At 65.0% G+C, this 20,454-nt stretch carries 20 protein-coding genes and 2 tRNA genes; 18 read left to right on the top strand and 4 right to left on the bottom strand.

Annotation, left to right across the window (positions count from 1 at the left end; genetic code table 11):
• Nucleotides 1–446: 446 nt before the first annotated feature.
• Nucleotides 447–1,226 (top strand): hypothetical protein, encoded by a 780-nt coding sequence (locus VGG51_01050; protein ID HEY1881609.1) that lies wholly within the window; start codon nt 447–449, stop codon nt 1,224–1,226.
• 760 nt (nt 1,227–1,986) lie between these two features.
• On the opposite strand, the gene VGG51_01045 is transcribed toward VGG51_01050, so the two are convergent.
• From VGG51_01045 to VGG51_01030, 4 genes are all read right to left on the bottom strand, one after another.
• Complete coding sequence (locus VGG51_01045) at nt 1,987–2,220, bottom strand: hypothetical protein (protein ID HEY1881608.1); 234 nt, start codon at nt 2,218–2,220, stop codon at nt 1,987–1,989.
• A gap of 403 nt (nt 2,221–2,623) precedes the next feature.
• A tRNA-Glu gene (locus tag VGG51_01040) sits at nt 2,624–2,696 on the bottom strand.
• A gap of 3 nt (nt 2,697–2,699) precedes the next feature.
• Nucleotides 2,700–2,770, bottom strand: a tRNA-Gln gene (locus VGG51_01035).
• A 19-nt stretch (nt 2,771–2,789) separates the two neighbouring features.
• Nucleotides 2,790–3,386: an HNH endonuclease signature motif containing protein gene (locus VGG51_01030; GenBank protein HEY1881607.1), complete on the bottom strand. Its 597-nt coding sequence runs from the start codon at nt 3,384–3,386 to the stop codon at nt 2,790–2,792.
• A 95-nt stretch (nt 3,387–3,481) separates the two neighbouring features.
• Between VGG51_01030 and VGG51_01025 the strand changes: the two genes are divergently transcribed.
• The 17 genes from VGG51_01025 (at nt 3,482) to VGG51_00945 (ending at nt 20,447) form a co-directional block, all read left to right on the top strand.
• On the top strand, nt 3,482–4,552 hold the full coding sequence (locus VGG51_01025; GenBank protein HEY1881606.1) for an NDP-sugar synthase: 1,071 nt from the start codon (nt 3,482–3,484) through the stop codon (nt 4,550–4,552).
• 101 nt (nt 4,553–4,653) lie between these two features.
• A complete protein-coding gene (locus VGG51_01020) occupies nt 4,654–5,826 on the top strand; it encodes a glycosyltransferase family 4 protein (GenBank protein HEY1881605.1) in 1,173 nt (390 codons plus the stop codon).
• Between the two features lie 25 nt (nt 5,827–5,851).
• Complete coding sequence (locus tag VGG51_01015; protein ID HEY1881604.1) at nt 5,852–6,877, top strand: hypothetical protein; 1,026 nt, start codon at nt 5,852–5,854, stop codon at nt 6,875–6,877.
• Between the two features lie 68 nt (nt 6,878–6,945).
• A complete protein-coding gene (locus tag VGG51_01010; protein HEY1881603.1) occupies nt 6,946–9,108 on the top strand; it encodes a DUF3553 domain-containing protein in 2,163 nt (720 codons plus the stop codon).
• Nucleotides 9,109–9,143: 35 nt separating this feature from the next.
• Nucleotides 9,144–9,872 (top strand): 4-hydroxy-tetrahydrodipicolinate reductase, encoded by a 729-nt coding sequence (gene dapB / locus VGG51_01005; protein ID HEY1881602.1) that lies wholly within the window; start codon nt 9,144–9,146, stop codon nt 9,870–9,872.
• Nucleotides 9,869–10,879 carry an aspartate-semialdehyde dehydrogenase gene (locus VGG51_01000; protein HEY1881601.1) on the top strand — a complete coding sequence of 337 codons (1,011 nt, stop codon included), beginning with the start codon at nt 9,869–9,871 and terminating at the stop codon, nt 10,877–10,879. The genes dapB and VGG51_01000 overlap by 4 nt, the downstream gene beginning before the upstream one ends.
• Nucleotides 10,876–12,099 (top strand): aspartate kinase, encoded by a 1,224-nt coding sequence (locus VGG51_00995; GenBank protein HEY1881600.1) that lies wholly within the window; start codon nt 10,876–10,878, stop codon nt 12,097–12,099. The genes VGG51_01000 and VGG51_00995 overlap by 4 nt, the downstream gene beginning before the upstream one ends.
• Nucleotides 12,096–12,998, top strand: a complete 903-nt coding sequence (gene dapA / locus VGG51_00990; protein HEY1881599.1) for a 4-hydroxy-tetrahydrodipicolinate synthase — start codon at nt 12,096–12,098, stop codon at nt 12,996–12,998. Before VGG51_00995 ends, dapA begins: the two co-directional genes overlap by 4 nt.
• Nucleotides 12,995–13,723: a WecB/TagA/CpsF family glycosyltransferase gene (locus tag VGG51_00985; protein ID HEY1881598.1), complete on the top strand. Its 729-nt coding sequence runs from the start codon at nt 12,995–12,997 to the stop codon at nt 13,721–13,723. Before dapA ends, VGG51_00985 begins: the two co-directional genes overlap by 4 nt.
• 5 nt (nt 13,724–13,728) lie before the next feature.
• Nucleotides 13,729–14,757: an NDP-sugar synthase gene (locus VGG51_00980; protein HEY1881597.1), complete on the top strand. Its 1,029-nt coding sequence runs from the start codon at nt 13,729–13,731 to the stop codon at nt 14,755–14,757.
• 317 nt (nt 14,758–15,074) lie between these two features.
• Complete coding sequence (locus tag VGG51_00975; GenBank protein ID HEY1881596.1) at nt 15,075–15,656, top strand: hypothetical protein; 582 nt, start codon at nt 15,075–15,077, stop codon at nt 15,654–15,656.
• Nucleotides 15,632–16,735, top strand: a complete 1,104-nt coding sequence (ribD, locus tag VGG51_00970; GenBank protein ID HEY1881595.1) for a bifunctional diaminohydroxyphosphoribosylaminopyrimidine deaminase/5-amino-6-(5-phosphoribosylamino)uracil reductase RibD — start codon at nt 15,632–15,634, stop codon at nt 16,733–16,735. Before VGG51_00975 ends, ribD begins: the two co-directional genes overlap by 25 nt.
• Complete coding sequence (locus VGG51_00965; GenBank protein HEY1881594.1) at nt 16,728–17,312, top strand: riboflavin synthase; 585 nt, start codon at nt 16,728–16,730, stop codon at nt 17,310–17,312. Before ribD ends, VGG51_00965 begins: the two co-directional genes overlap by 8 nt.
• Nucleotides 17,299–17,757, top strand: coding sequence for a thioesterase family protein (locus VGG51_00960; protein ID HEY1881593.1), 459 nt, complete (start codon nt 17,299–17,301; stop codon nt 17,755–17,757). Before VGG51_00965 ends, VGG51_00960 begins: the two co-directional genes overlap by 14 nt.
• The gene (locus tag VGG51_00955; protein ID HEY1881592.1) at nt 17,754–18,788 is read left to right on the top strand and encodes an alcohol dehydrogenase catalytic domain-containing protein; all 1,035 of its coding nucleotides are present in this window, start codon (nt 17,754–17,756) and stop codon (nt 18,786–18,788) included. The genes VGG51_00960 and VGG51_00955 overlap by 4 nt, the downstream gene beginning before the upstream one ends.
• Nucleotides 18,785–19,789, top strand: a complete 1,005-nt coding sequence (locus VGG51_00950) for an alcohol dehydrogenase catalytic domain-containing protein (protein HEY1881591.1) — start codon at nt 18,785–18,787, stop codon at nt 19,787–19,789. The genes VGG51_00955 and VGG51_00950 overlap by 4 nt, the downstream gene beginning before the upstream one ends.
• A gap of 7 nt (nt 19,790–19,796) precedes the next feature.
• The gene (locus VGG51_00945) at nt 19,797–20,447 is read left to right on the top strand and encodes a hypothetical protein (GenBank protein HEY1881590.1); all 651 of its coding nucleotides are present in this window, start codon (nt 19,797–19,799) and stop codon (nt 20,445–20,447) included.
• Nucleotides 20,448–20,454 lie beyond the last annotated feature (7 nt).

Genomic DNA, 20,454 nt, shown 5'->3' with positions numbered 1-20,454 from the left:
CTGTATCCGTTCCAGGCGGCGCCCCGTTCCAGGGGGCGCCGTTTCTCATGCCGTGCCGCCTCTAGCGGCAACAGCCTGCGCCTCCCCAACGAAGCGTTCAATTTCTGCCTCGGGGATGCGAATTAGACGGCCCACGCGGATGCTGCGCAGGCGACCCTCGCGGAGTAGCTCGTAAACAGTATTTCTGCCTAGGTTGAGGCGCTCGCGGGCCTGGCTTGGCGTCAGTAGCATTTGTTAATCCCTTCTGTCTTCCGGTTGCCTTATAGTGACCCAATCGGTATAATACGGTAATACAAGGGAACGTTCGAGCTTTTGGGGTGTATGATTATATAAATGACCCAACCATGAGGAAGGTCACCGAGCGTGATTACTTGCGGCGGGCCGAGCTGAGGCGCTGGCTAAGCGGCTATCGTAGCCGCCACGACCTTAGCGACTCAAAAATCGCGGTGGCCATGCTGCCAGCGGAGCGTAGAGCTAGCCTAGCTGGGCAGGCGCCGGTGGCGTGGGCCGCTCAGCGATCGCGAGTCAGAAAATGGCGCCTGGGCCAAGCCACGCTGCGGGCGGACTCGGCATTTGGGCTCGGCGAGGCCTTACGAGAGCTTGGCGTGGCGGGTATGTCGGGCTTTTATTGCACGTACCGACTCGGCTTTGCGAGCGACCTCTCGCGCGCGCTTGTAGCGTTAGGGAAATACGAGCATGCAAAACTCGGGCACATAGCGCTTTCATTGTACTCGGTCCTGCCGATCTTCGCCCACGATGTGGTCCGTATGCAGAAGGACTCGGAGTACGGGAAAACGTTGCTACACGCCGACCCTAAAACGGTGGCAAGAGTTAGAGAAGCCGCTTCGGCTCGCCTAAAGCAATGCCGAGCTTTGCTCGATTGCGCCGCCGCATCGGCAGGCCATGTGTCTCGCGCTGTCTGGGATCAACGAAACAGAATCACTGAGACATCGCTTTATTCAGGCGAGCTTGACTTCTTGGATCAACGCGAGGCCGCGCGTGGTAACCGTAACGTGCGTCTTGCCTTCCTTGATGAAGTCTCCTTTGCGTGGCGCCTGCTCCTCGATTGGGCAGTAAACACACTGCATTCGATCCCGGAACTGAACCCAAAGCTACGAAACGAATGGGAGTACGGGCTGATGACCCTTTCGCTCACCTTAACGAGTAGCAGCGCGTTCGATAAGGCTCAGGCTGGCCTCCTAAGCGTCATGAAACGATCACTTTGAAACTAACGGCTATTCGGGAACCTGAAGGGTAGCCCGAGATAAAGGGGACAAAATGAAGGGCTACATCGCACGCGGGCGCGTGGCAGGCACCTGGTATCTGCGAGTCGAGATTCCCCGCGACGCCAACGGAAGGCGTCGTCAACGCCGCGAGACGTACCGTGGGACGAAGCGCGAGGCCGAGGTGCGCCTGCGCGAGGTGCTGCGGCTGGCAGAAAGCGGTGGGATCGACGTAGCGCGGCTGACCTTCATCGAGCTTGCACTCGGCTCGGTCAAGTCAAACTCCGCTTGCGACGCCCAATGCGAACTCGACTTTCATGAGAAGCACCGCGAGGGCGGCTGGCTCAACGCGACCAAGACACGCGTTGGGCATCACACATGGCATCGGTATCGCCAGATTGTCAAGGAGTATCTCCTACCGGCGTTCGGCAACTTGAGGCTCGACAAGCTCAGACCAGCGCATATCGAGGCCGCACTCGCGGGCTGGAGTTCGACTGCGAGCATTGAGCGCACCCACAAGCCGTTGTCGCCGCGCAGCGTGAAGCACCTGCGAGACACGATGCGTACTATTTGTCGCTGGGGCGCGCGCATGGAGCTGATCCTTCGCGATCCGACGGCCGCCGTCGAGCCGCCTAAAGTGGAACAGAAGGAGATGCGTACGCTTGATGCCGCCAGCGTCGCCGCGCTGCTGAAGGCCGCGGAAGGCACACCGCTGCAGGCTGCGATTACGGTCCTTGTCGGCACGGGCGTGCGCCGGGGCGAGTTACTCGGTTTGCGTTGGGGCGATCTCGACCTTGAAGCGGGTCGTTTGAGGGTTCGCCGTAGCCTTGAAATGGTCGATGGAGCCCGCCGCGAGAAGCCGCCAAAGACCGCACGCAGCGCCAGGACGCTCTCGCTCGCCTCGTTCGTAGTAGAGGCGCTCCGGCGCCAAAAGCGCGAGCAGCTCGATCGACTGAAACTCTCTTGTGAGAGCGAGCTTGAAGCGCGGCGGCGCCACGAGAACGCCTACGTGTTCGATCGCGCGGACGGCTCGCTATGGAAGCCGGATTCATTTTCCTGGGCATTCGCGAATCTTGTGCGGCTTTCGAAGCTGCCGAAAGTTCGGCTTCACGACCTCCGGCATTCGCACGCAACCTTGGCGCTGTCCGCTGGAACGGACCTCAAGACTATTTCCACAGCGCTAGGCCATTCAACGATATCGGTCACTGCGAACATCTACATTCACGCGGTCGAAGCGATGCAGCGTACGCATGCCGACCGGATTGAAGCGATACTCGGCGACGCCGTTGCGAGCGTGATTGGCGAGAAGGCGGCGACGAGTACCGCAACGGCGGTGCCACAACGGTGCCACGTGCAGCCGCTCGCAATGAAAAAGGCCCGTAAATACAGGCCGGAAAGTTTAGCCCCAGCGGGATTCGAACCCGCGTTACCGCCGTGAGAGGGCGGCGTCCTAGGCCTCTAGACGATAGGGCCGCGCTCCGGGGCAGAGATTTGAACTCCGATAACGGACTTCAGAGGCCCGCGTCTTGCCGTTAGACGACCCCGGAACGATAGCGACGCTCTATACTACATGACCGCCCTGAGGTCTTGCAAGCGGCGCAGCTTGGCGTTCCGTCCGCTATACGTAGGCGTCTGGCTGTGACAGTTCGGGCACAGCATCCTTAGGTTCTCAAGGCGGTTGTCGGTTTTAATGCCGTTGGTGTGGTCGAGGTGCATGTTTAAAGGCCGGCCGAGCCAAGTCTCGAGCCCACATCCCTGGCAGCGGTTCTCCAGCAGCTTTGCGCGAAGCAGGCGTCCTTTAAGGTGGCTACGATTCCTCTTCGGGCTTGAGAGAAGCTCGCCGATTGGCATACCCGTTTCGGGCGGCCGCGGCTGGATTTCCCCTCTTTGAATTGCCTTGTACCACGCCACCGAGCAAAAACCGAAATGCGCTGCTGTTTTTCGATAGCTGTTCGCCACATCATAGTACGCCTGCACTTCCGCCCAATCGTAACGTCGCCGCCGATCGCGAAATCGTGACGGCGCCGCACGAAGTGCGCCGCGTTTGATCGCCTTAGTCCAAGCGGTGTGCGAAAAACCGAAATGGCGAGCGCATTCGACGAAGCCGTGCCCGAGGTCGTGATATGCCTGCACCGCGCCCCAATCGTGAAGTCTGCGTCCCATACGGCGATCCTCGCAAGCCACGGTGCCAACCGGGTGGCATTACCGCGATATTCCCTTGCAAGTACCCGCTTGAGGGAAGCAGAATAACCGACCCAATGCAGGCAATCGTTTTGGTTGGCGGCGAGGGGACGCGGCTTCGCCCCTTGACCTACGGCACCCCCAAGCCGATGGTGCCCATCATGAACGTGCCCTTTCTGGCCCGCACCCTCGAGCGTTTGTTCGCGGCCGAGATACTGGACGTGATCCTCGCTGCCGGCTATATGCCGCAGGCGATCATCGATTACTTTGGCGACGGATCGCGCCTCGGCATGAAAGTGACCTACGCGATCGAGGAGACCCCGCTCGGCACGGCCGGCGCGCTCATAAACGTCGAGCAGCACATCACCGGACCGTTTTTCGTGCTCAACGGCGACATTTTTACGAGCCTCGATTTGACCACGATGCGCCGCTACCACGAAGAGAAGGGCGGCGTTGGCTGTCTGCATTTGATTCGTGTCGAGGATCCGTCGGCATTCGGCTGCGTCGCGCACGAACCCGACGGCCGGATCACCGCCTTCATCGAAAAACCGCCGAAAGAAGAAGCGCAGACCGACGAAATCAACGCCGGAACCTATCTGCTCGAGCGTGAGATTCTCTCGCTGATTCCTCCCGGGCGCAACGTTTCGATCGAACGCGAGACCTTCCCCAAAGCGATCGCGGACGGAAAGAAGCTCTACGCGTACACGACGACCGATTATTGGATCGATCTCGGGCGGCCGGAGCAGTATCTGGCTGCCCACCGCGACGTGCTCAGCGGCGCGATGCCGCTGCTCGTCGAACCGGGAATCAGCGGCAACGGCGGCGACGTGCTCCGCGGCCACCCGGGAGTCGTTCCACCCGTCCACGCCGACGCCGACGTCGTGGTGGACGCCAGCGCCACCGTGGGCCCAAACGTCGTCCTTGGCCGGGGCTGCAGCATCGGGGCGAGCGCGGTCGTTCGCGAGTCCGTCTTGTGGGAGTGCGTCAGCGTCGGCGCCGGGGCCGTTATAGAGGAAGCGATTCTCGCGAGCAACGTCACGGTCGGCCCGAAAACCCAGATCGGCCGGGGCAGCGTCATCGGCCACGACGTGAGCCTCGAACCGGGTACGATAGTGGAGGCCGGCGCAAGGGTCGGCTCGCCGACCTAGTCAAGCGCGCAGCAGCAGGGCGCCCAGCGCTCGTTCGGTTTACCCTGCATCCGGGGCGGGGTAAATGGGGATCCAGAAAGGAGGAGGAGACGCACCCACGCATGCTTCCACCCCAGGTTTTATTCTTGGGCTCGTATCCGCCCCGGGAGTGCGGAATTGCGACCTTTACGAAGGATGTGGTCGATGCCTACGACCGTGCCTTCAGCTTTTCGAGCCCGGTCATCGCGATCGATGAACCGGATGCCGAGGTGCGCCGCTACGGGCCCGAGGTTGTGGCGCGCATCAAGGAACAGAACCGCGAGAGCTACGCCCGAGCCGCCGAACTCGTCTCCGTCTATCCGATCGAGCTGGTCAACATTCAGCACGAGTACGGGCTGTTCGGGGGCGAACGCGGCGAGTGGCTCGTCGATTTTATTCGCGTCCTGCAGAAGCCGGTCGTTTTGACGATGCATACCGTTCTGCCGGAGCCCGACGAAGACTATCTGCGCGTGACGCGAGCGCTCTGCGAGCAGGCGTCGAAGGTCGTCGCGCTCTCGGAGACCGGACGCGGGCTGTTAGAGAATATTTACGGCGTCGATCCCGAGCGGCTGGCCGTCATCCATCACGGCGTGCCCGACGTGCCGTTTCAGGATACCGACGCCGCCAAGGCCTCCTTCGGCATCGGCCAGCGCACCGTCATCTCGACCTTCGGTTTGATCAGCCGCGGAAAGGGCCTCGAGTATGCGATCGAGGCGATGCGCGACGTCGTCAAGCGTCATCCCGAGACGCTCTATCTGATCCTCGGTGAAACGCATCCCGTCGTACGCCGTCAGGAAGGCGAGTCGTACCGCGAATCGCTGATCTCGATGGTGCGCGACTTCGGCCTGAACTATAACGTGCAGCTGATCGACAAATACTTGGATTTCGACGAGGTCGTCAGCTATCTCGCGGCGACCGACATCTATCTCACGCCCTACCTGAACCCCGCGCAGATCGTCAGCGGAACGCTGGCCTACGCCGTCGGCTGCGGCAAGGCGATCGTCTCGACGCCGTATCTCTACGCGCAAGAGCTCCTGGCCCATAATCGCGGTTTTCTCTGCGATTTTCGCGACGCCGCCTCGATTGCGAGCCGGCTGAACATGCTGCTCGACGATCCCGCGCTGCGGCGCGCGACCGAACGCCGCGCCTATCGCTTCGGACGGCAGATGACGTGGCCGCACGTCGCCGCGCAGTACGGAGCGCTCTTTGCCGAGCTCTGCCCGCGCGGACCGATGGAGCTCGTGAACACTGCGTAAGGGGCGGAGCCGAGCGCTCCCGCCGATGGACCACCTCGCCGTCCTCACCGACGACGCCGGCGTAATTCAACACGCACTGCACACGTCGCCCAACCGCAAGACCGGCTACTGTACCGACGACGTCGCGCGCGCGTTCATCGTTGCACTCGCGCATCTGCGGCTCTCGCCCAACGACCGCCAGAGCCAGCGATTCGCTTCGACCTATCTCGCCTTTCTGCAGCACGCGCAGCTCGCCGACGGACGCTTCCACAACTTCATGGAGTACGACCGCCGCTGGAGCGACGAGTGCGGCACGCACGATAGCATCGGCCGGGCGATCTGGGCGCTCGGCTACGGCGTGGCCAATGCGCCCGCGCAGCCGTGGCGGCGCGTCTGCGCGACGCTGCTCGACCGCGCGCTGCCGGCGCTTGGAGCGCTCGATTATCTTCGCTCCCGCGCCTACGCGGCGCTCGGGCTCGCGCACGCCTACGCCGCCGTCAAAGAGGAGCGCTACGCGAGTGCGCTCGCCGCGATCGCGGGCGACCTGCACGCCGCTTACGAATCGACGGCGTCCGGCGAGTGGCCGTGGTACGAAGACGTCATGACCTACGATAACGCGCGTCTGCCCGAAGCGATGATTCGCGCGGGGCAGATGCTCGGCGAGAAGGCCTTCCAGGAGGTGGGCTTGACGACGTTGGCCTTCTACGAGAGCGTCACGACGGAAAACGGCGTGCACGTGCCAATCGGCAACGAGGGCTGGTACCCCCGCGGCGGGCGGCGGGCCGTCTATGCGCAGCAGCCGTTGGAAGCCGCCTCGATGGTCGACGCGCAGCTAGCCGCTTTCGACCTGACCAGCGACGTTAGTCGCTTTGCCGCCGCCGAACTCGCGCTGGAATGGTATTATGGAAAGAATTCGCGCGGCGTCGTGATGGCGCAGGGCGGCGGCTGCTACGACGGCCTGGACGAAGACTCCGTCAACCACAACATGGGCGCGGAATCGACGCTAGCATTGCTCGCGGCGGCCTTCGCGATTGCCGCCCGGCGCGCTCGCGTATTGCGTGCCGTGCGCTGACGGTGCCGAAAACGCCGCAGTTTTTTCCATAAACAGGCGTTAACGACACGTGCGTCGAATCGCTATAAATGCTCCTCGAAACCGAAGTCCTCAACGACGTGCAATCTGCCGCCGTTCGGCAGACCGATGGCCCCGTCTTGATTTTTGCTGGTGCGGGCAGCGGAAAAACCCGCGTACTTACCCATCGCATCGCCTACCTGCTTAAAGAACTGCGCATCGCGCCGGATCGCGTTCTGGCGGTAACCTTTACGAACAAAGCCGCGGGTGAGATGAAAACCCGCCTGCAGAACATGATCGGCACCGATGCCCGCGACGTATGGGTCGGTACTTTTCACTCGATGTGCGTGCGCATCTTGCGCCGCGACGGTTCGCGCATCGGCATCGCGCCGACGTTTGCCGTCATCGACGACGCCGATCAGCGTCAGCTCGTACGCGAGATTCTCGACGATCTCGATTACGACGAGCGCCAGCTTTCGCCCGGCGCCTGTCTTGCGGAGATCGACAAAGCGAAGAACGCGCTGATCTGGCCCGACGAATACGTCGGGCGCCAGACCTCGTTCCTCGGCGAGCGCATCGCCAACGTCTACACCGAGTACCAGCGCCGCCTCAACGAGTCGAACTCGCTGGACTTCGACGACCTCATCGTCCGCGCGATCGATCTGCTCGAGCGCGACAAGGACGTTCGCGAGAAGTACCAGCGCAAGTTCGAGTACGTTTTGGTCGACGAATACCAAGACGTCAATGCCGCGCAGTACCGGCTCGTCGCCCTGCTGGCCGCGCGCTCTGGAAACATCACCGTCGTCGGCGACGACGACCAATCGATTTACTCGTGGCGCGGCAGCGACTACCGCATGATCCTGCGCTTCGAAGAAGACTTCCCGGGCTCCAACGTCTTCAAGCTCGAGGAGAACTATCGCAGTTCGGGGCGGATCCTCGAAGCGGCCAACGCGCTCGTCGCCAACAATCGTTCGCGGGCCGCCAAGAAGCTCTTCACCTCGCGCGACGAAGGCGAGGCGATCTCGGTCTATCCGGCGGCGACCGAGCGCGACGAAGCCCGCTACGTCGTCGAGAAAATCAAGAATCTCGTGCGCGAAGGCTCGGCCTATCGCGATTTCGTCGTTCTCTACCGAACCAACGCCCAGTCGCGCGTCTTTGAAGAAGCGTTGCTGGCCGAGGGAATTCCCTATCGGGTCGTCGGCGGGGTCGGTTTCTACGCGCGTACCGAGATCAAAGATATCGTTGCGTACCTTCGTTACATCGTCAACTCGTCGGACGCGCTTGCGTTCAAGCGGATCGTCAACGTGCCGCGGCGCGGCATCGGCCAGCAGACGCTCTCGGCGCTCGTGCAGTCGGCCGGCTCGGCACGCCTCTCGGTGGGCGAGGCGATCTTCAACGGCGAGCTGCTGCGCACGGCGGTCCCCAAGAAACTCAAGGAGCTGGAGCGCTTTGCGGATCTGATCAGCGACCTGCGCCGGCGCGCACAAGAGTTTAACGTCGCCGATCTGCTCGTCGCAGTCATGGAAGAGTCCGGCTACCTTCGCGAGCTGCAGAGCGAGGATACGCACGACGCTCGGGCGCGCCTGGAGAACCTTCAGGAACTGATCGGCGTCGCGCGCGAGTACGAAACGAACGACGAGGAACCGTCCCTGGCCGGCTTCCTCGCCAACATTGCGCTCGTCAGCGACCTCGATGCGCTCGACGACGAAGCGTCCTACGTCACGCTGATGACGCTGCACAGCGCGAAGGGACTCGAGTTTCCCAGCGTCTTCCTCACCGGCCTCGAAGAGGGGGTCTTCCCGCACAGCCGGGCGCTCACCGAACAGGTCGAACTCGAAGAAGAGCGTCGTCTTGCCTACGTCGGCATCACGCGGGCGATCGATCGTCTCTTCCTTACCTACGCCGCGCGTCGCGCGCTCTTCGGCAACACCTACGCCTATCCGAAATCGCGTTTTATCGAGGAGCTGCCGTCACTGCTGATTCTCGAAAGCGACAGCGTTCCACTGGCGCGCCCGGCCGGCGGCCGGTGGCGCGAAGTCGCCATCCACGAATCCGCGGGTGCGGGCATGCATCTCGGCCTCAAGGCCGGCGACCGTGTGCGCCATCCGAAGTGGGGCGAAGGCCGGATCGAGAGCATCGTCGGTGCGGGCGGGGACGGCTTGGTCACGATCGACTTCCCCAACGTCGGGCAGAAGATGCTGATGCTGAAGTACGCGCCCCTCGAAAAAATCTAGTCCTTCGACAAGCTCAGGATGACAAAGGAGGCCGCATGGTGCCTCAAGGTTTGAGGATCGCGGTCGCTGGAATCCACGGACGCATGGGGACGATCGCGCGAGAAGCGCTCGAGCGCAGCGGCGAGTTTTGCTGTGGTTTGGCACGCCGCTCGGATAGCATCACGGACGTCGTCGATTCCGTCGACGCGGTTATCGCCCGCAAACCCGACGTGCTGCTCGATCTCACGACGCAGCCCGGCAGCTACGACATCTCACTCGCGGCCGTGGCGCGCGGACTTCCGACCGTCATCGGTACCAGCGGATGGAGCGCCGAACAGCGCGCCGTCCTCGCGGCGACCGCCCAAGAGCGCGGCGTCGGCGTTCTGCTCGTCCCCAACTTTTCGCTCGGCGCGACGCTGATGATGCGCTTTGCCGAGCAGGCCGCCCGCTTTTTTCCCGACGCTGAGATCGTCGAGCTCCACCATGCCGGCAAGAAAGACAAACCTTCGGGCACCGCACGGGAAACCGCCGAGCGCATGGAGCGCGCGGGCGGCCGGCTACCCGGAATTCACAGCGTTCGTCTGCCGGGGATGGTCGCCCACCAAGAAGTGATGCTCGGAGGAACCGGCGAGGTGCTGACGATTCGTCACGATTCGCTCAGCCGCGACTCGTTCGTTGCCGGCATGCTGGCCGCCGTGCACGCGGTCGGGAGCCGCCGCGGGCTTTCCGTCGGACTCGACGCGATACTCGACGATGCGCCGCTCTCGTTTGGAACTCCCGCGTGAAGATCGCGGTCGTGGGCGCCACCGGCGCCGTCGGCGAGATGATTCTCGCGGTGCTCGAAGAGCGCGACGTACCGGTCGCACAGCTGGCGCCCTTCGCCTCGCGCGAACGCCGCGCCGCGGTGCGGTTTCGCGGCGACCGGCTCGACGTACGCGCGGCCTCGGACGACGCACTGCGCGGCTACGACGTCGTGTTCTTCGCCGGCGGCGAGGATGCGAGCGAAAAGTATGCTCCGGCGCTGATCGAACGCGGTTCCGTCGTTATCGACAACAGCGCGACGTTTAGGATGCGCCACGGCGTGCCGCTGATCGTTCCGGAGGTCAACGCCGACGAAATGCGTCCGGAGCACCGGCTCTTTCCGGTCGCCAACTGCACGGCGATCCTGCTCTGCACGGCGTTGCGCCCGATTCGCGATGCGGCCGGTTTGAAGACCGTCCACGTGGCGACGTACCAGGCCGCCAGCGGCGCAGGCCGGGCCGGGCTCGACGAGCTCGAGGCCGGCGAACGCGCCGTCGTCAGCGGCGAAGCCGAACCGGAGCCGATCGTCTTTCCCCGCCGCCTCGCGCGCAACGTCGTGCCGCACGTGGGAGACTTCGACGATGAGGGCTGGAGCGGCGAAGAGCGCAAGGTGCGCGAGGAAAGCAAGAAGATGCTCGGGCTTCCCGATCTCGAGATAAGCGTAACATCCGTTCGCGTTCCGGTGCGCACCGCGCACAGTGAAGCGGTCTTCGTGCAGACGCAGCGCGCCACGACCTGTGCAGAGCTGGCGACGGCCTTCGAAAGCGCGCCCGGGATCGTCTTTCATTCGCAGGGCATCGTGACGCCGCGCGACGTCGAAGGAACCGACGAGGTGCACGTCGCGCGTCTGCGCGCCCTTCGACAAGCTCAGGGTGACAGCGGCACGGAGTTTGCGCTGTGGTGCGTTGGCGATCAACTGCGCAAAGGCGCGGCGACCAACGCCGTGCAAATTCTCGAGCTGCTGCTGCAAAAGGGATTTCTCGCCGCATGAACGCGACCGCCCGCATCGCCGTCCTGAAGTTCGGCGGCACCTCGGTCGCGACGCGCGAGCAACGACTCCTAGCGTTCCGGCGCGTGCGCGATGCGTGCGACTCCGGATTTGCAACCGTCGCGGTCGTTTCGGCGATGGGCCGTTCCCCCGAACCGTACGCGACCGATACGCTGCTCTCGATGCTCGGCGGCCAGGCTGGGAATGCGAACGCGGACCTGCTGCTCGCCGCGGGCGAGCTGATCTCGGCGGCCGTCTTCGCGGGCGAGCTGAGCGCCGAAGGCATCGCGGCCGTCGCGCTCTCCGGCGCGCAGGCCGGCATCATCACCAACGATCGTCACGGCGACGCCACAATTGTGCGGGTCGAGCCGAACGCGATTCGCGAACTGCTCGAGAAGCAGGTCGTTCCGGTCATCGCCGGCTTTCAGGGCGTCGCCGAAGACGGGGCGATCACGACGCTCGGGCGCGGCGGCACCGATCTCTCGGCGATCGCTATCGGTCACGCGCTCGACGCGCAGCGCGTCGATATCTACACCGACGTCAGCGGCGCGATGACCGGTGATCCGCGGCGCATCCCCACCGCACGCACCATCGACCGCGCCTCGCTCACTGAGATGAGCGAACTCGCCGATCAGGGCGCAAAGGTGATGCACTCCAAGGCCGCCGAGTACGCCAACCGTACCGGGACCCGTTACGCGGTCAAGGGCCTCACGACCGATCGCGGGACGATCGTCGACGAAGACGTCGATCACCACCGCCCGGTCACCGGCGTCACCTCGTCGGGGCGGGTAACGTGGGTGCGCATCATTCGCGGCGATATCGAATCGCCCGAGCGCCGGATGCAGACCGAGCTCGAGATGTTTCGCCGCGTCGCCGAGGCCGAGATCTCGATCGATCAAGTTACGATCAATCAAGCGGGCGTTGCGTTCGTCGTGGAGGGGGACCGCGGCAGCGACATCCGCCGGTTGCTCAGCGATCTCAACCTTGCGGTGCGGGTGCGCGAGGGATGCTCGAAGCTCTCCGTCGTCGGCATGGGAATGCGCTACGCTCCGGGCGTCGTACACAACGTCGTGGCGGCCCTCTCGAATGCGGATGTCGAGATCATTCACTGCACCGACAGCAACGTGACGATCTCAGTGCTCGTGCCGGCCGCGCAGGCCGAGCGGGCCGAGAATGCCGTTCACGATCAGTTTTGTCTGGAACGAGGAGATCCCGACGAATGAACTCGCAACTCGGAGTGATTCTCACCGCGATGGTGACCCCGTTCGACGAGCACGGTGAACTCGATCTGCGCGAGGCGCAGCGCTTGGCGCGCTGGCTCGTCGAGCGCGGCAACGACGGCCTGATCCTGGCCGGATCTACCGGTGAAGGCCAGACGCTCGAGCCGGGCGAGCGCGTCGAGCTCTATCGCGCCGTCAAAGAGACCGTCGGCAATTCTGCGTATATCGTCGCCAACGCCGGCACGAACTCGACGCGCGAATCCGTCACCGCGGCCCGCGATGCGGCAGCCGCCGGCGCCGACGCAATTCTCGCGGTCGTGCCCTACTACAACAAGCCGACGCAGAGCGGCATGATCGCGCATTTTTCGGCGATCGCGCAGACGACGCCGCTGCCGGTCGTCATCTACAACATTCCCGGACGCACCGGAGCGAACATGCTTCCCGAGACGCTGCTCGAGATCGCCCGGCGAAATCCCAACGTCGCCGGCGTCAAAGAGTCGAGCGGCGATCTCAAGCAGATCGGAATGATCCTGCGCGATCGCGGGGAGCGTTTCATCGTTTGGGCAGGCGACGACCACCTCTTTCTGCCGTGCTTGGCACTAGGGGCCGACGGCGTCGTCGGCGTCGCCTCGCACCTCTGTTCGCGCGAGTACTACGCAATGGTCGACGCTTATCGCAACGGCCGCCCAGACGACGCCGCGCAGATTCACGCTTCGCTGCTGCCGCTCATCGACGCGCTCTTCGCAACGACCAGCCCGATCGCGGTGAAGTGGGCGATGGCGCAGCTTGGCTTTCGCGTCGGCTCGTGCCGGCTGCCGCTCGACGAGATCCCGCCGGCCGTTGCCGATCGGCTGCGCCCGCTGCTGGCCGCCTACGTGTCGCACCCCGTCGAGTCCCGGTGAGCTCGCTTCAAATCCTCGGCTGCCGTCTCGATCCGATCGATGCAGACGAGGCGACGGAGAATATTCTCGACTTGGCGCGAGGCGGCAGCGGTGCGCAGGTCGTAACGCTCGGCACCGAGATGGTCGTGTACGCGCAAAAGGATGCGAAGTTCCGCAGCATCGTCAACGAGAGCGCCCTCTCGCTCTGCGATACGGCCGGCGTGCTCACGGTGGCGCGCTGGCGAGGCGCGCCGCTGCGCGATCGCGTCGCGGGCGTCGAGCTCTTGGAACACCTCTGCGCGGGCGCCGCCGTCGCCGAGATTCCGGTCTATTTTCTGGGCGGTGCCCAAGGTGTCGCCGCCGACGCGGCCGCGATCTTAGAAGTGCGCTTCCCGGGCTTGCAGATCGCCGGAACGCGCGACGGCTACTTCACCCGCGAACAGACGCCGCAGGTCGTCAAGGAGATCGCCGCGAGCGGCGCACGGCTGCTCTTCGTCGGCATGGGCTCGCCGCGCCAGGAGTTTTGGCTGGCCGATCACCTGCGCGAGACGGGATGCGGCGTCGGCATCGGCGTCGGAGGCTCGTTCGACGTGATCTCCGGCCGCGTCGCTCGTGCGCCGCAGATCGTGCAGCGCCTGCGCTTGGAATGGCTCTACCGGCTCGTTAAAGAACCGCGGCGCTGGCGCCGCCAACTCGCCCTTCCGCACTTCGCCGCGCTCGTCGCACTGGATCAACTCCGACCGTGAAAGCGATGATCTTGGCGGGCGGCCTCTCGACGAGGCTCTACCCGCTGACTAAATCTGTCCCCAAGCCGCTCGTGCCGGTCGCGGGAGTTCCCAACGCGATCCACCTGATGCGCTACTTGAAGGCGTTCGGCTTCGACGAGATCGTGATCAACACTCACTATCTCGCCGATGCGATCGCCCAAACGCTCGGCGACGGATCGGAGTACGGCGTGCGTTTGCAGTACTCGTACGAACCGGAGTTGCTCGGGAGCGCGGGCGGGCTGAAGAAGGTCGAGTCGTTCTTCGACGACGGGCCGTTTCTCGTAATCGGCTGCGACGAAGTCACCGACATACCGCTCGACAAGGTGCTCGCCTTTCATCGCGACCGCGAGGCAATTGCGACGATCGGTTTGGTTGAGTGCGAGGAGGTCGATCAGTACGGTGTGGTCGTGCTGGGCGATCGAGGAAAGATCGTCGGCTTTCAGGAGAAACCCGCAAAAGGCACGGAGCGCAGTAAGCTCGCAAACACCGGCGTCTACTTTTTCTCGCCGGAGATCTTCAACCGGATTCCGGCAGACGAGTTTTACGACTTCGGCAAGCAGGTCTTCCCCGCGCTGCAGAGCGCGGGCGAAGCGTTCTATGGCTTCGACGCCCAGGGCGCTTACTGGTCGGACATCGGCACGCCGTCGGAGTACCGGCGGGCGAGCTACGACGTGATTCGCGGCGTCGTTCGCATCCCCCAGACGCGAGCCGACGGCATCGACGCGTCGGCAAAGCTGGGCAGCGACGTGCGCATCGAAGGGCCGGTTCGTATTGGTGCCGCGGTACGCATCGAGGACGGAGCCGCGATCGTCGGCCCGAGCGTCCTCGACGACGGCGTCTGCGTTCGCTCGGGCGCGCTGCTCGAGCGCAGCATCGTCTGGCAGGATTCAACGATCGGTCCCGGCGCAACGCTGCGCGACACCGTCGTCGGCCGCGACTACGACGTCGCGGGCGGCGTCACGCTCGACGACACGCTCGTCGCTACCGACGGGGTGCAAACATCTAGGGTTTGAAGAAGCCTCGTCGACTGCAGCTACGATGTCGCGGGAGGTCTCACCCTCGACGACACGCTGGTCGCCACCGACGGAGTTGCAAACGTCTAGGGTTTGGAGAAGCCCCACTACTGTTGGGTGAGGACCGTCTGACCGAGTGCCGAAGCCGGATGCGGAAGGCGCGAGGCAGACGATAGGAGAGCCACATGGATGTGGCTCGACGAATGTGTCCGAGCCCAATACTAGTGGGGCTTCTTCAAACCCTAGATTTTTGCGTGGAGTGTGTGATGGAGTCGCGTGGATCTTCGGCCGCTGCTCGACTTTGTGTTTCCGGCGCAATGCGCGGGCTGCAACGCGTTCGGCTCGGGCCTCTGCAGTGCGTGCGCGCCGAATGGCCCGGGAATCGAGGCACGGTTTCGGTCGCTGCGTGTCAGCGGGTCGCTTCCTATGAGGGAAGGCTGCGCGATGCGATCCTAGCGCTCAAAGACGGCCGCCGCGACGTCGCCGAGGCGCTTGGCCGCCTCGCCGCGCCGCTGGTCGCGCGCGACGCGGTACTGCTTCCGGTGCCAACGACCCTAAAGCGTCGGCGGTTGCGCGGCATGGATGGCGTGGCGCTGGTAGCGCGCATCGCCGCTAGCGTCGCCGGAGCGCGCGTCGTGCTCGCATTGAGTCAGCGCTCGGGCGACGCCCAGCGCGGCCGCTCCCGCGCCTCGCGCTTGGCGGCGCGCGGACGTTTCGGCGGCGACGCCTCCGAGGTGGCAGGCCGCTGCGTGACACTCTTCGACGACGTTTGCACGACCGGATCGACGCTGCGCGACTGCGCCGGTGCCGTCCGAGAGGCCGGCGGGATGGTGAACCATGCGATAGTCGTTGCCGTGGCGAACAGCCCTGACCCGTGGAGTACTCCGATGGCAAGCTGACACCGCTCGACGAAGTCTACCTGCAGCGCGCCTACGAGCTGGCGGCCCGCGGCATCGGCAGCACCTCGCCCAATCCGCCGGTCGGCGCGGTCATCGTGCGCGAGAACCGCATCGTCGGCGAAGGCTACCATCATCGGGCGGGAGAGGCGCACGCAGAGACGCTAGCGCTCGAACAAGCGGGTCACGCGGCGCGCGGTGCGACGCTCTACGTCTCGCTCGAGCCTTGCGGTCACGTGGGCGCAACGCCGCCGTGTGCCGGCGCGCTGGTCGAGGCCGGTATCGCGCGTGTCGTCGCCGGCGCGCTCGACCCCGCGCAGCACGGCGGCGCGGGCGATCTGCGCCGTCAAGGCGTCGACGTCGTGGTTGCAAACGACGATGCCGCACGCGCCTTGATCGAAGTCTTCGAGCGGGCGGCGAGCCTCGCGCGGCCCTATCTCGCGGTGAAGATGGCGATGTCGCTCGACGGTGCGATCGCTCCCCGTCCGGGCGTTGCGGAATGGTTGAGCGGCGAGCAGAGCCGCGCGTTCGTCCGCAGCCTGCGCATCGCGTACGACGCGGTGATGGTCGGCGCCGGCACCGTTGCGGTCGACGATCCGCAGCTGACCGTGCGTCCGCCGCGCGATCGTCTGCGTCCGTACGTTCGCGTGGTCGTCTGCGAGCGCGAAGGCCTCACCTCGCGTAGTCGAGTCTTCGCGGGAGAGGCGGGTTATGCGCGCACAATCGTGCTCGCCCCCGGGGGCGTAATCGAGACGTTGAGCGAGCTGCGCGAAGTCGCCGAGGTCGTCGCGGTTGGAGCGCCGGATAGCCGCCGCCTCGACCTTGCGCAAGCGCTCGAGGCGCTGCGCGCAAAAGGCATCTTCAGCGTCGTGTGCGAGGGAGGCCCGACGCTGGCAGGGCGGCTGATCGCCGCGCGCCAAGCCGATCGTTTCTATTGGCTGATCGCGCCGCTGTTGTTGCACGGTGAAACCAGCGTCCCGGTGCTGGCCGGCGCGGAACTCCAGGGGAGGCGCTTGCGCTTCGATCGCACCGAGCGAATCGGCGACGATCTGCTCGTCAGCGGAGTCTTTGCCAATGTTTAGCGGGCTGATTCGCTATCGCGGCACGGTCGTCTCGAACAAGTTTCGCAGCGACGGCGGGGCGCGGCTCGTGGTGAACTGCGAGGGCGTCGAGGCGGAGCACCCGGCCCCCGGCGATTCGATCGCGATCAACGGAATCTGCCTGACCGCAACCGCGGTGGCCGCAGCGGCTGTTGCGTTCGACGTGATTCCCGAGACGATAGCCTGCAGCACCACGGGGGACTTGCGGACCGCAGACGTGGTCAACGTCGAGTACGCGCTGCGCGTCGGCGATCGCGTCGGCGGCCATTTCGTCTACGGTCACGGCGATGCCGCGGCCGAAGTGCTTTCGCGCGTTGCCGAGGGCCAAGGCGAGCGAATGCGGCTCGAGCTGCCCGCAGCCTTGACGCGCTCGATCGTTCCGAAAGCGTTCGTCACCGTCGACGGGGTCAGCTTGACCGTCGCCGCCGCCGGCGAAGGCTGGTTTGAGATCGCGCTGATCCCCGAGACGCTGGCGCGCACGACGCTCGCCGCGCGGCCGCCCGGGAGCCGCGTCAACCTGGAGGTCGATCCGATCGCACGGTATCATGGCACGCTATAAAGAGATGCTCCCGGCCGGTGCGCGCACGTTTGAGGCGCGGCTGCAGGTACAGTGGGCCGACGTCGACGTCGTCGGCATCATGTACTTTGCCGCCTATTCCCGTTTTGCCGAGTATGCGGAGATGCAGATGTTCGCCGAGCTCGGCTTTCCCTATGAAAGCGTCTTCACCGAGTACGGCTTCTGGCTGCCGCGCGTCAAGGTCGACGCCGAGTATCACGCGCCGGCGCGCATGAGCGACTGGCTGCGCATGCGCACGCATATCGAGCGCGTCGGTTCGTCGAGCGTACGCTGGAAGACCGTCTTCTTTAACGAACGAACCGGCGAGGCGGGCGCGGCGTGGACCTTCGTCGTCGCGACGATCGACGATGCGACGCGCAAGAGCCGTCCGCTGCCCGAGCCCGTTCGCGCGGCGCTGCTGAGCTGCGTGGCCGAACCGGCGCCGTGATCGACGGCCGTTCGCGCGTTGCGATGCTGGTCGAACCGCAGCGGATCGAGCTGCGGGAAGAGGCCGCGCCGCGGGCCGAGCCGGGCGGCATCGTGGTGCGCGTTCGCGCCGCGCTGACCGACGGTACCGATCTGAAAACCTATCGGCGCGGCCACCCGAAGATGCCGATGCCGACCCGCTTTGGCCACGAGTTTTCCGGCGAGGTTGCCGCGGTCGGCGAGGGCGTGACGGCCTTCGAGCCGGGCGATCCCGTGATGTGCGTCCACACCGCGCCCTGCGGCGCGTGCTTTTGGTGCCGCAACGCGCAAGAGGAACTCTGCGAATCGATCATGCCGGCGATGATCCTCGGTGCGTATTCGGATACGATCGCCGTGCCGCAGCGCGTCGTCGATCGCAACTGCTTCCAGAAGCCCGACGACGTCAGCTGGGTCGAGGGCGCGTTTCTCGAGCCCCTCTCGTGCGTGGTTCATTCAGTCGAACTGCTCGGCGCGCAGGCGGGCTCGGTCGTCGCCGTTGTGGGGACCGGGGGCTTCGGCATCCTCCACGCGCTGCTGCTGCGCGGCCGGGGCGTCGAGGTGCTCCTCTTCGGGCGTAATCCGCAGCGGGCCGCGCTCGCGAGCGAACTCGGCTTGGAGAATTTCGATACACGCGCAATCGTGATGGAAGACGTGATCGCGCAGCGGACTGCCGGTCGCGGGGCCGACGCCGTCGTCGAGTGCACCGGAAGCGCGCAGATGTGGGAACGGGCGCCGGCGCTCGCGCGCCGCGGCGGCCGCGTCTCGTTCTTCGCGGGGCTCCCCTCGGGGACGAACGTATCGTTCGACGCAGCGCGCCTGCACTACGACGAGGTGCAGCTCGTCGCGCCCTTTCACTTCACGCCGGATGACGTTCGTACGGCCTACGAGCTGATCTGCTCGCACGCCCTCCCGCTGAGCGCGCTGATCTCGGGGAGCTATCCGCTCGAACGAATCGCGCAAGCCTTCGAGCGGCTCGATAGCGGCGACGCCGTCAAGCTGGTGATCGAACCGTGACACCCTCGACGATGCGCGCCGCCGTGCTCTACGACGTCGACGACATTCGCATCGAAGAGCGCGACGTTCCCCAGCTGCAAGACGGCGAGCTGCTCGTGCGAACGATCGCCAGCGGAATCTGCAGCGGTGACGTGATGGCCTGGTACATCCGGCGCAAGGCGCCGCTCGTGCTCGGCCACGAACCGGCGGGCGTAGTCGCAGAAGTCGCCGGCGAATCGGCGTTCGCGGTCGGCGACCGCGTCTTCGTGCACCATCACGCGCCGTGCTTCGAATGCCGCGCCTGCCGGCGCGGGGAACACGTTCAGTGTTCCACCTGGCGGGCGACGAAGATCGAGCCCGGCGGGCTCGCGCAGTACTTTCGCGTCTCGCGCGAAAATCAGCGCGACACGCTCGCCCTGCCCGCAAGCGTCCCGTTTCGCGATGCGGCGCTGGTCGAACCGCTCGCCTGCGTCGTGAAGTCGCTGCGCCGCAGCGGAGTTCGTCCCGGCGATCGCCTTTACGTGATCGGACTCGGGGTGATGGGCCAGCTGCACGTGCTCGCCGCCGCGGCGCTGGGCGCCCAGGTCTACGGCAGCGACTTCGTCGAGGAGCGGCGCGACATAGCAAAAGCCAACGGAGCCGTCGCGTTTCATCCCGACGAGGTCGAGCAGGTACTGCCCGAAGGAGCCGACGCGGTCATCTGCGGACCTGGGAGCGTGCCGGCCATGCAGGCCGCCTCGCAAGCGGCCGCCGGCGGAGGAACGATCGTGATGTTTACCCCGTTTCCACCCGACGTCGCGGTGACGCTCGATCCGACACGATTTTACTTCGGAGATCTACGACTCGTCGCGAGCTACTCGTGCGGACCGAACGACACGCGCGACGCGCTCTCGCTGATCGAACGCGGGGTCGTGACCGCGGAGAAGGTCGGCGCGAGCTTCGTTGCACTCGACGACGTACCGCAGGCGTATCGCGAGCTTGCACAGGCGCGCATCGTCAAACCGATCGTCTGCTTCGATTGAGCCGGCGATGAGCAACGATGACGATCGCGTTAGCAAGGTCGTGCGTGGGGTCCGCCTCGATCTCACGATCGCGGTTTGCGCGCTGCTGATCTCGACGCTCGCCGCCGGGGCGTCGTGGTGGCAAGCGCGCGTGATGCAATCGCAGACCCACGTGCTCGAAGAGCAGCTGGGCGCGCAAGTCTGGCCCTATGTCGGCATTACGGGAAGCGTCAACGGCGATACGGTTACGATCGCGGTGAAAAATGACGGCCTGGGGCCGGCGGTCATACGCAACGTGACGGCCTTCGTCGACGGTGTGCCGCAGAGCAGCTTCACCGGCATTCTGCACGCGCTGCTGGGGGACCATTTGGTTGCACGCAAGCCGCGCGGCGAGCGTATTCGGTTGACGATCGACAGCTCGGCACCCGGCTCGGTCGTTCGTCCCGGCGAGCAGGGCCTCGGATTTTCGTTGACAAGCAAGCATTTTGCGCGCCCCTTTCTCAGAGGCTACGAGCGGCTGAATTTCCGCGTCTGCTATTGCGCGATTCTGCCGGGAAAATGCTGGCAGCGGGATTCGGCAGCGATGGAAGATCCCAAGCCCGTTGCGTTCTGCCCGATCGTCCCGAAGGATCTGCTCCACTCCTCGGGCGTCGACGAACTGACCAACCCCAACTTCTAGGAGCGAC

The sequence above is a fragment of the Candidatus Cybelea sp. genome, assembly GCA_036489315.1.
Lineage (GTDB): Bacteria > Vulcanimicrobiota > Vulcanimicrobiia > Vulcanimicrobiales > Vulcanimicrobiaceae > Cybelea.
Note: the sequence above shows the minus strand (reverse complement) of the source record. Positions and strands in the feature narration are given on the sequence as shown.

Bases quoted from the DNA above. Each gene is read 5' to 3' on its own strand.
- VGG51_01030 (HEY1881607.1), bottom strand. From the start codon at position 3,386: ATGGGACGCAGACTTCACGATTGGGGCGCGGTGCAGGCATATCACGAC.
- VGG51_01025 (HEY1881606.1), top strand. From the start codon at position 3,482: ATGCAGGCAATCGTTTTGGTTGGCGGCGAGGGGACGCGGCTTCGCCCC.
- VGG51_01020 (HEY1881605.1), top strand. From the start codon at position 4,654: ATGCTTCCACCCCAGGTTTTATTCTTGGGCTCGTATCCGCCCCGGGAG.
- VGG51_01015 (HEY1881604.1), top strand. From the start codon at position 5,852: ATGGACCACCTCGCCGTCCTCACCGACGACGCCGGCGTAATTCAACAC.
- VGG51_01010 (HEY1881603.1), top strand. From the start codon at position 6,946: ATGCTCCTCGAAACCGAAGTCCTCAACGACGTGCAATCTGCCGCCGTT.
- dapB (HEY1881602.1), top strand. From the start codon at position 9,144: ATGGTGCCTCAAGGTTTGAGGATCGCGGTCGCTGGAATCCACGGACGC.
- VGG51_00995 (HEY1881600.1), top strand. From the start codon at position 10,876: ATGAACGCGACCGCCCGCATCGCCGTCCTGAAGTTCGGCGGCACCTCG.
- dapA (HEY1881599.1), top strand. From the start codon at position 12,096: ATGAACTCGCAACTCGGAGTGATTCTCACCGCGATGGTGACCCCGTTC.
- VGG51_00980 (HEY1881597.1), top strand. From the start codon at position 13,729: ATGATCTTGGCGGGCGGCCTCTCGACGAGGCTCTACCCGCTGACTAAA.
- VGG51_00975 (HEY1881596.1), top strand. From the start codon at position 15,075: ATGCGCGGGCTGCAACGCGTTCGGCTCGGGCCTCTGCAGTGCGTGCGC.
- VGG51_00965 (HEY1881594.1), top strand. From the start codon at position 16,728: ATGTTTAGCGGGCTGATTCGCTATCGCGGCACGGTCGTCTCGAACAAG.
- VGG51_00960 (HEY1881593.1), top strand. From the start codon at position 17,299: ATGGCACGCTATAAAGAGATGCTCCCGGCCGGTGCGCGCACGTTTGAG.
- VGG51_00945 (HEY1881590.1), top strand. From the start codon at position 19,797: ATGAGCAACGATGACGATCGCGTTAGCAAGGTCGTGCGTGGGGTCCGC.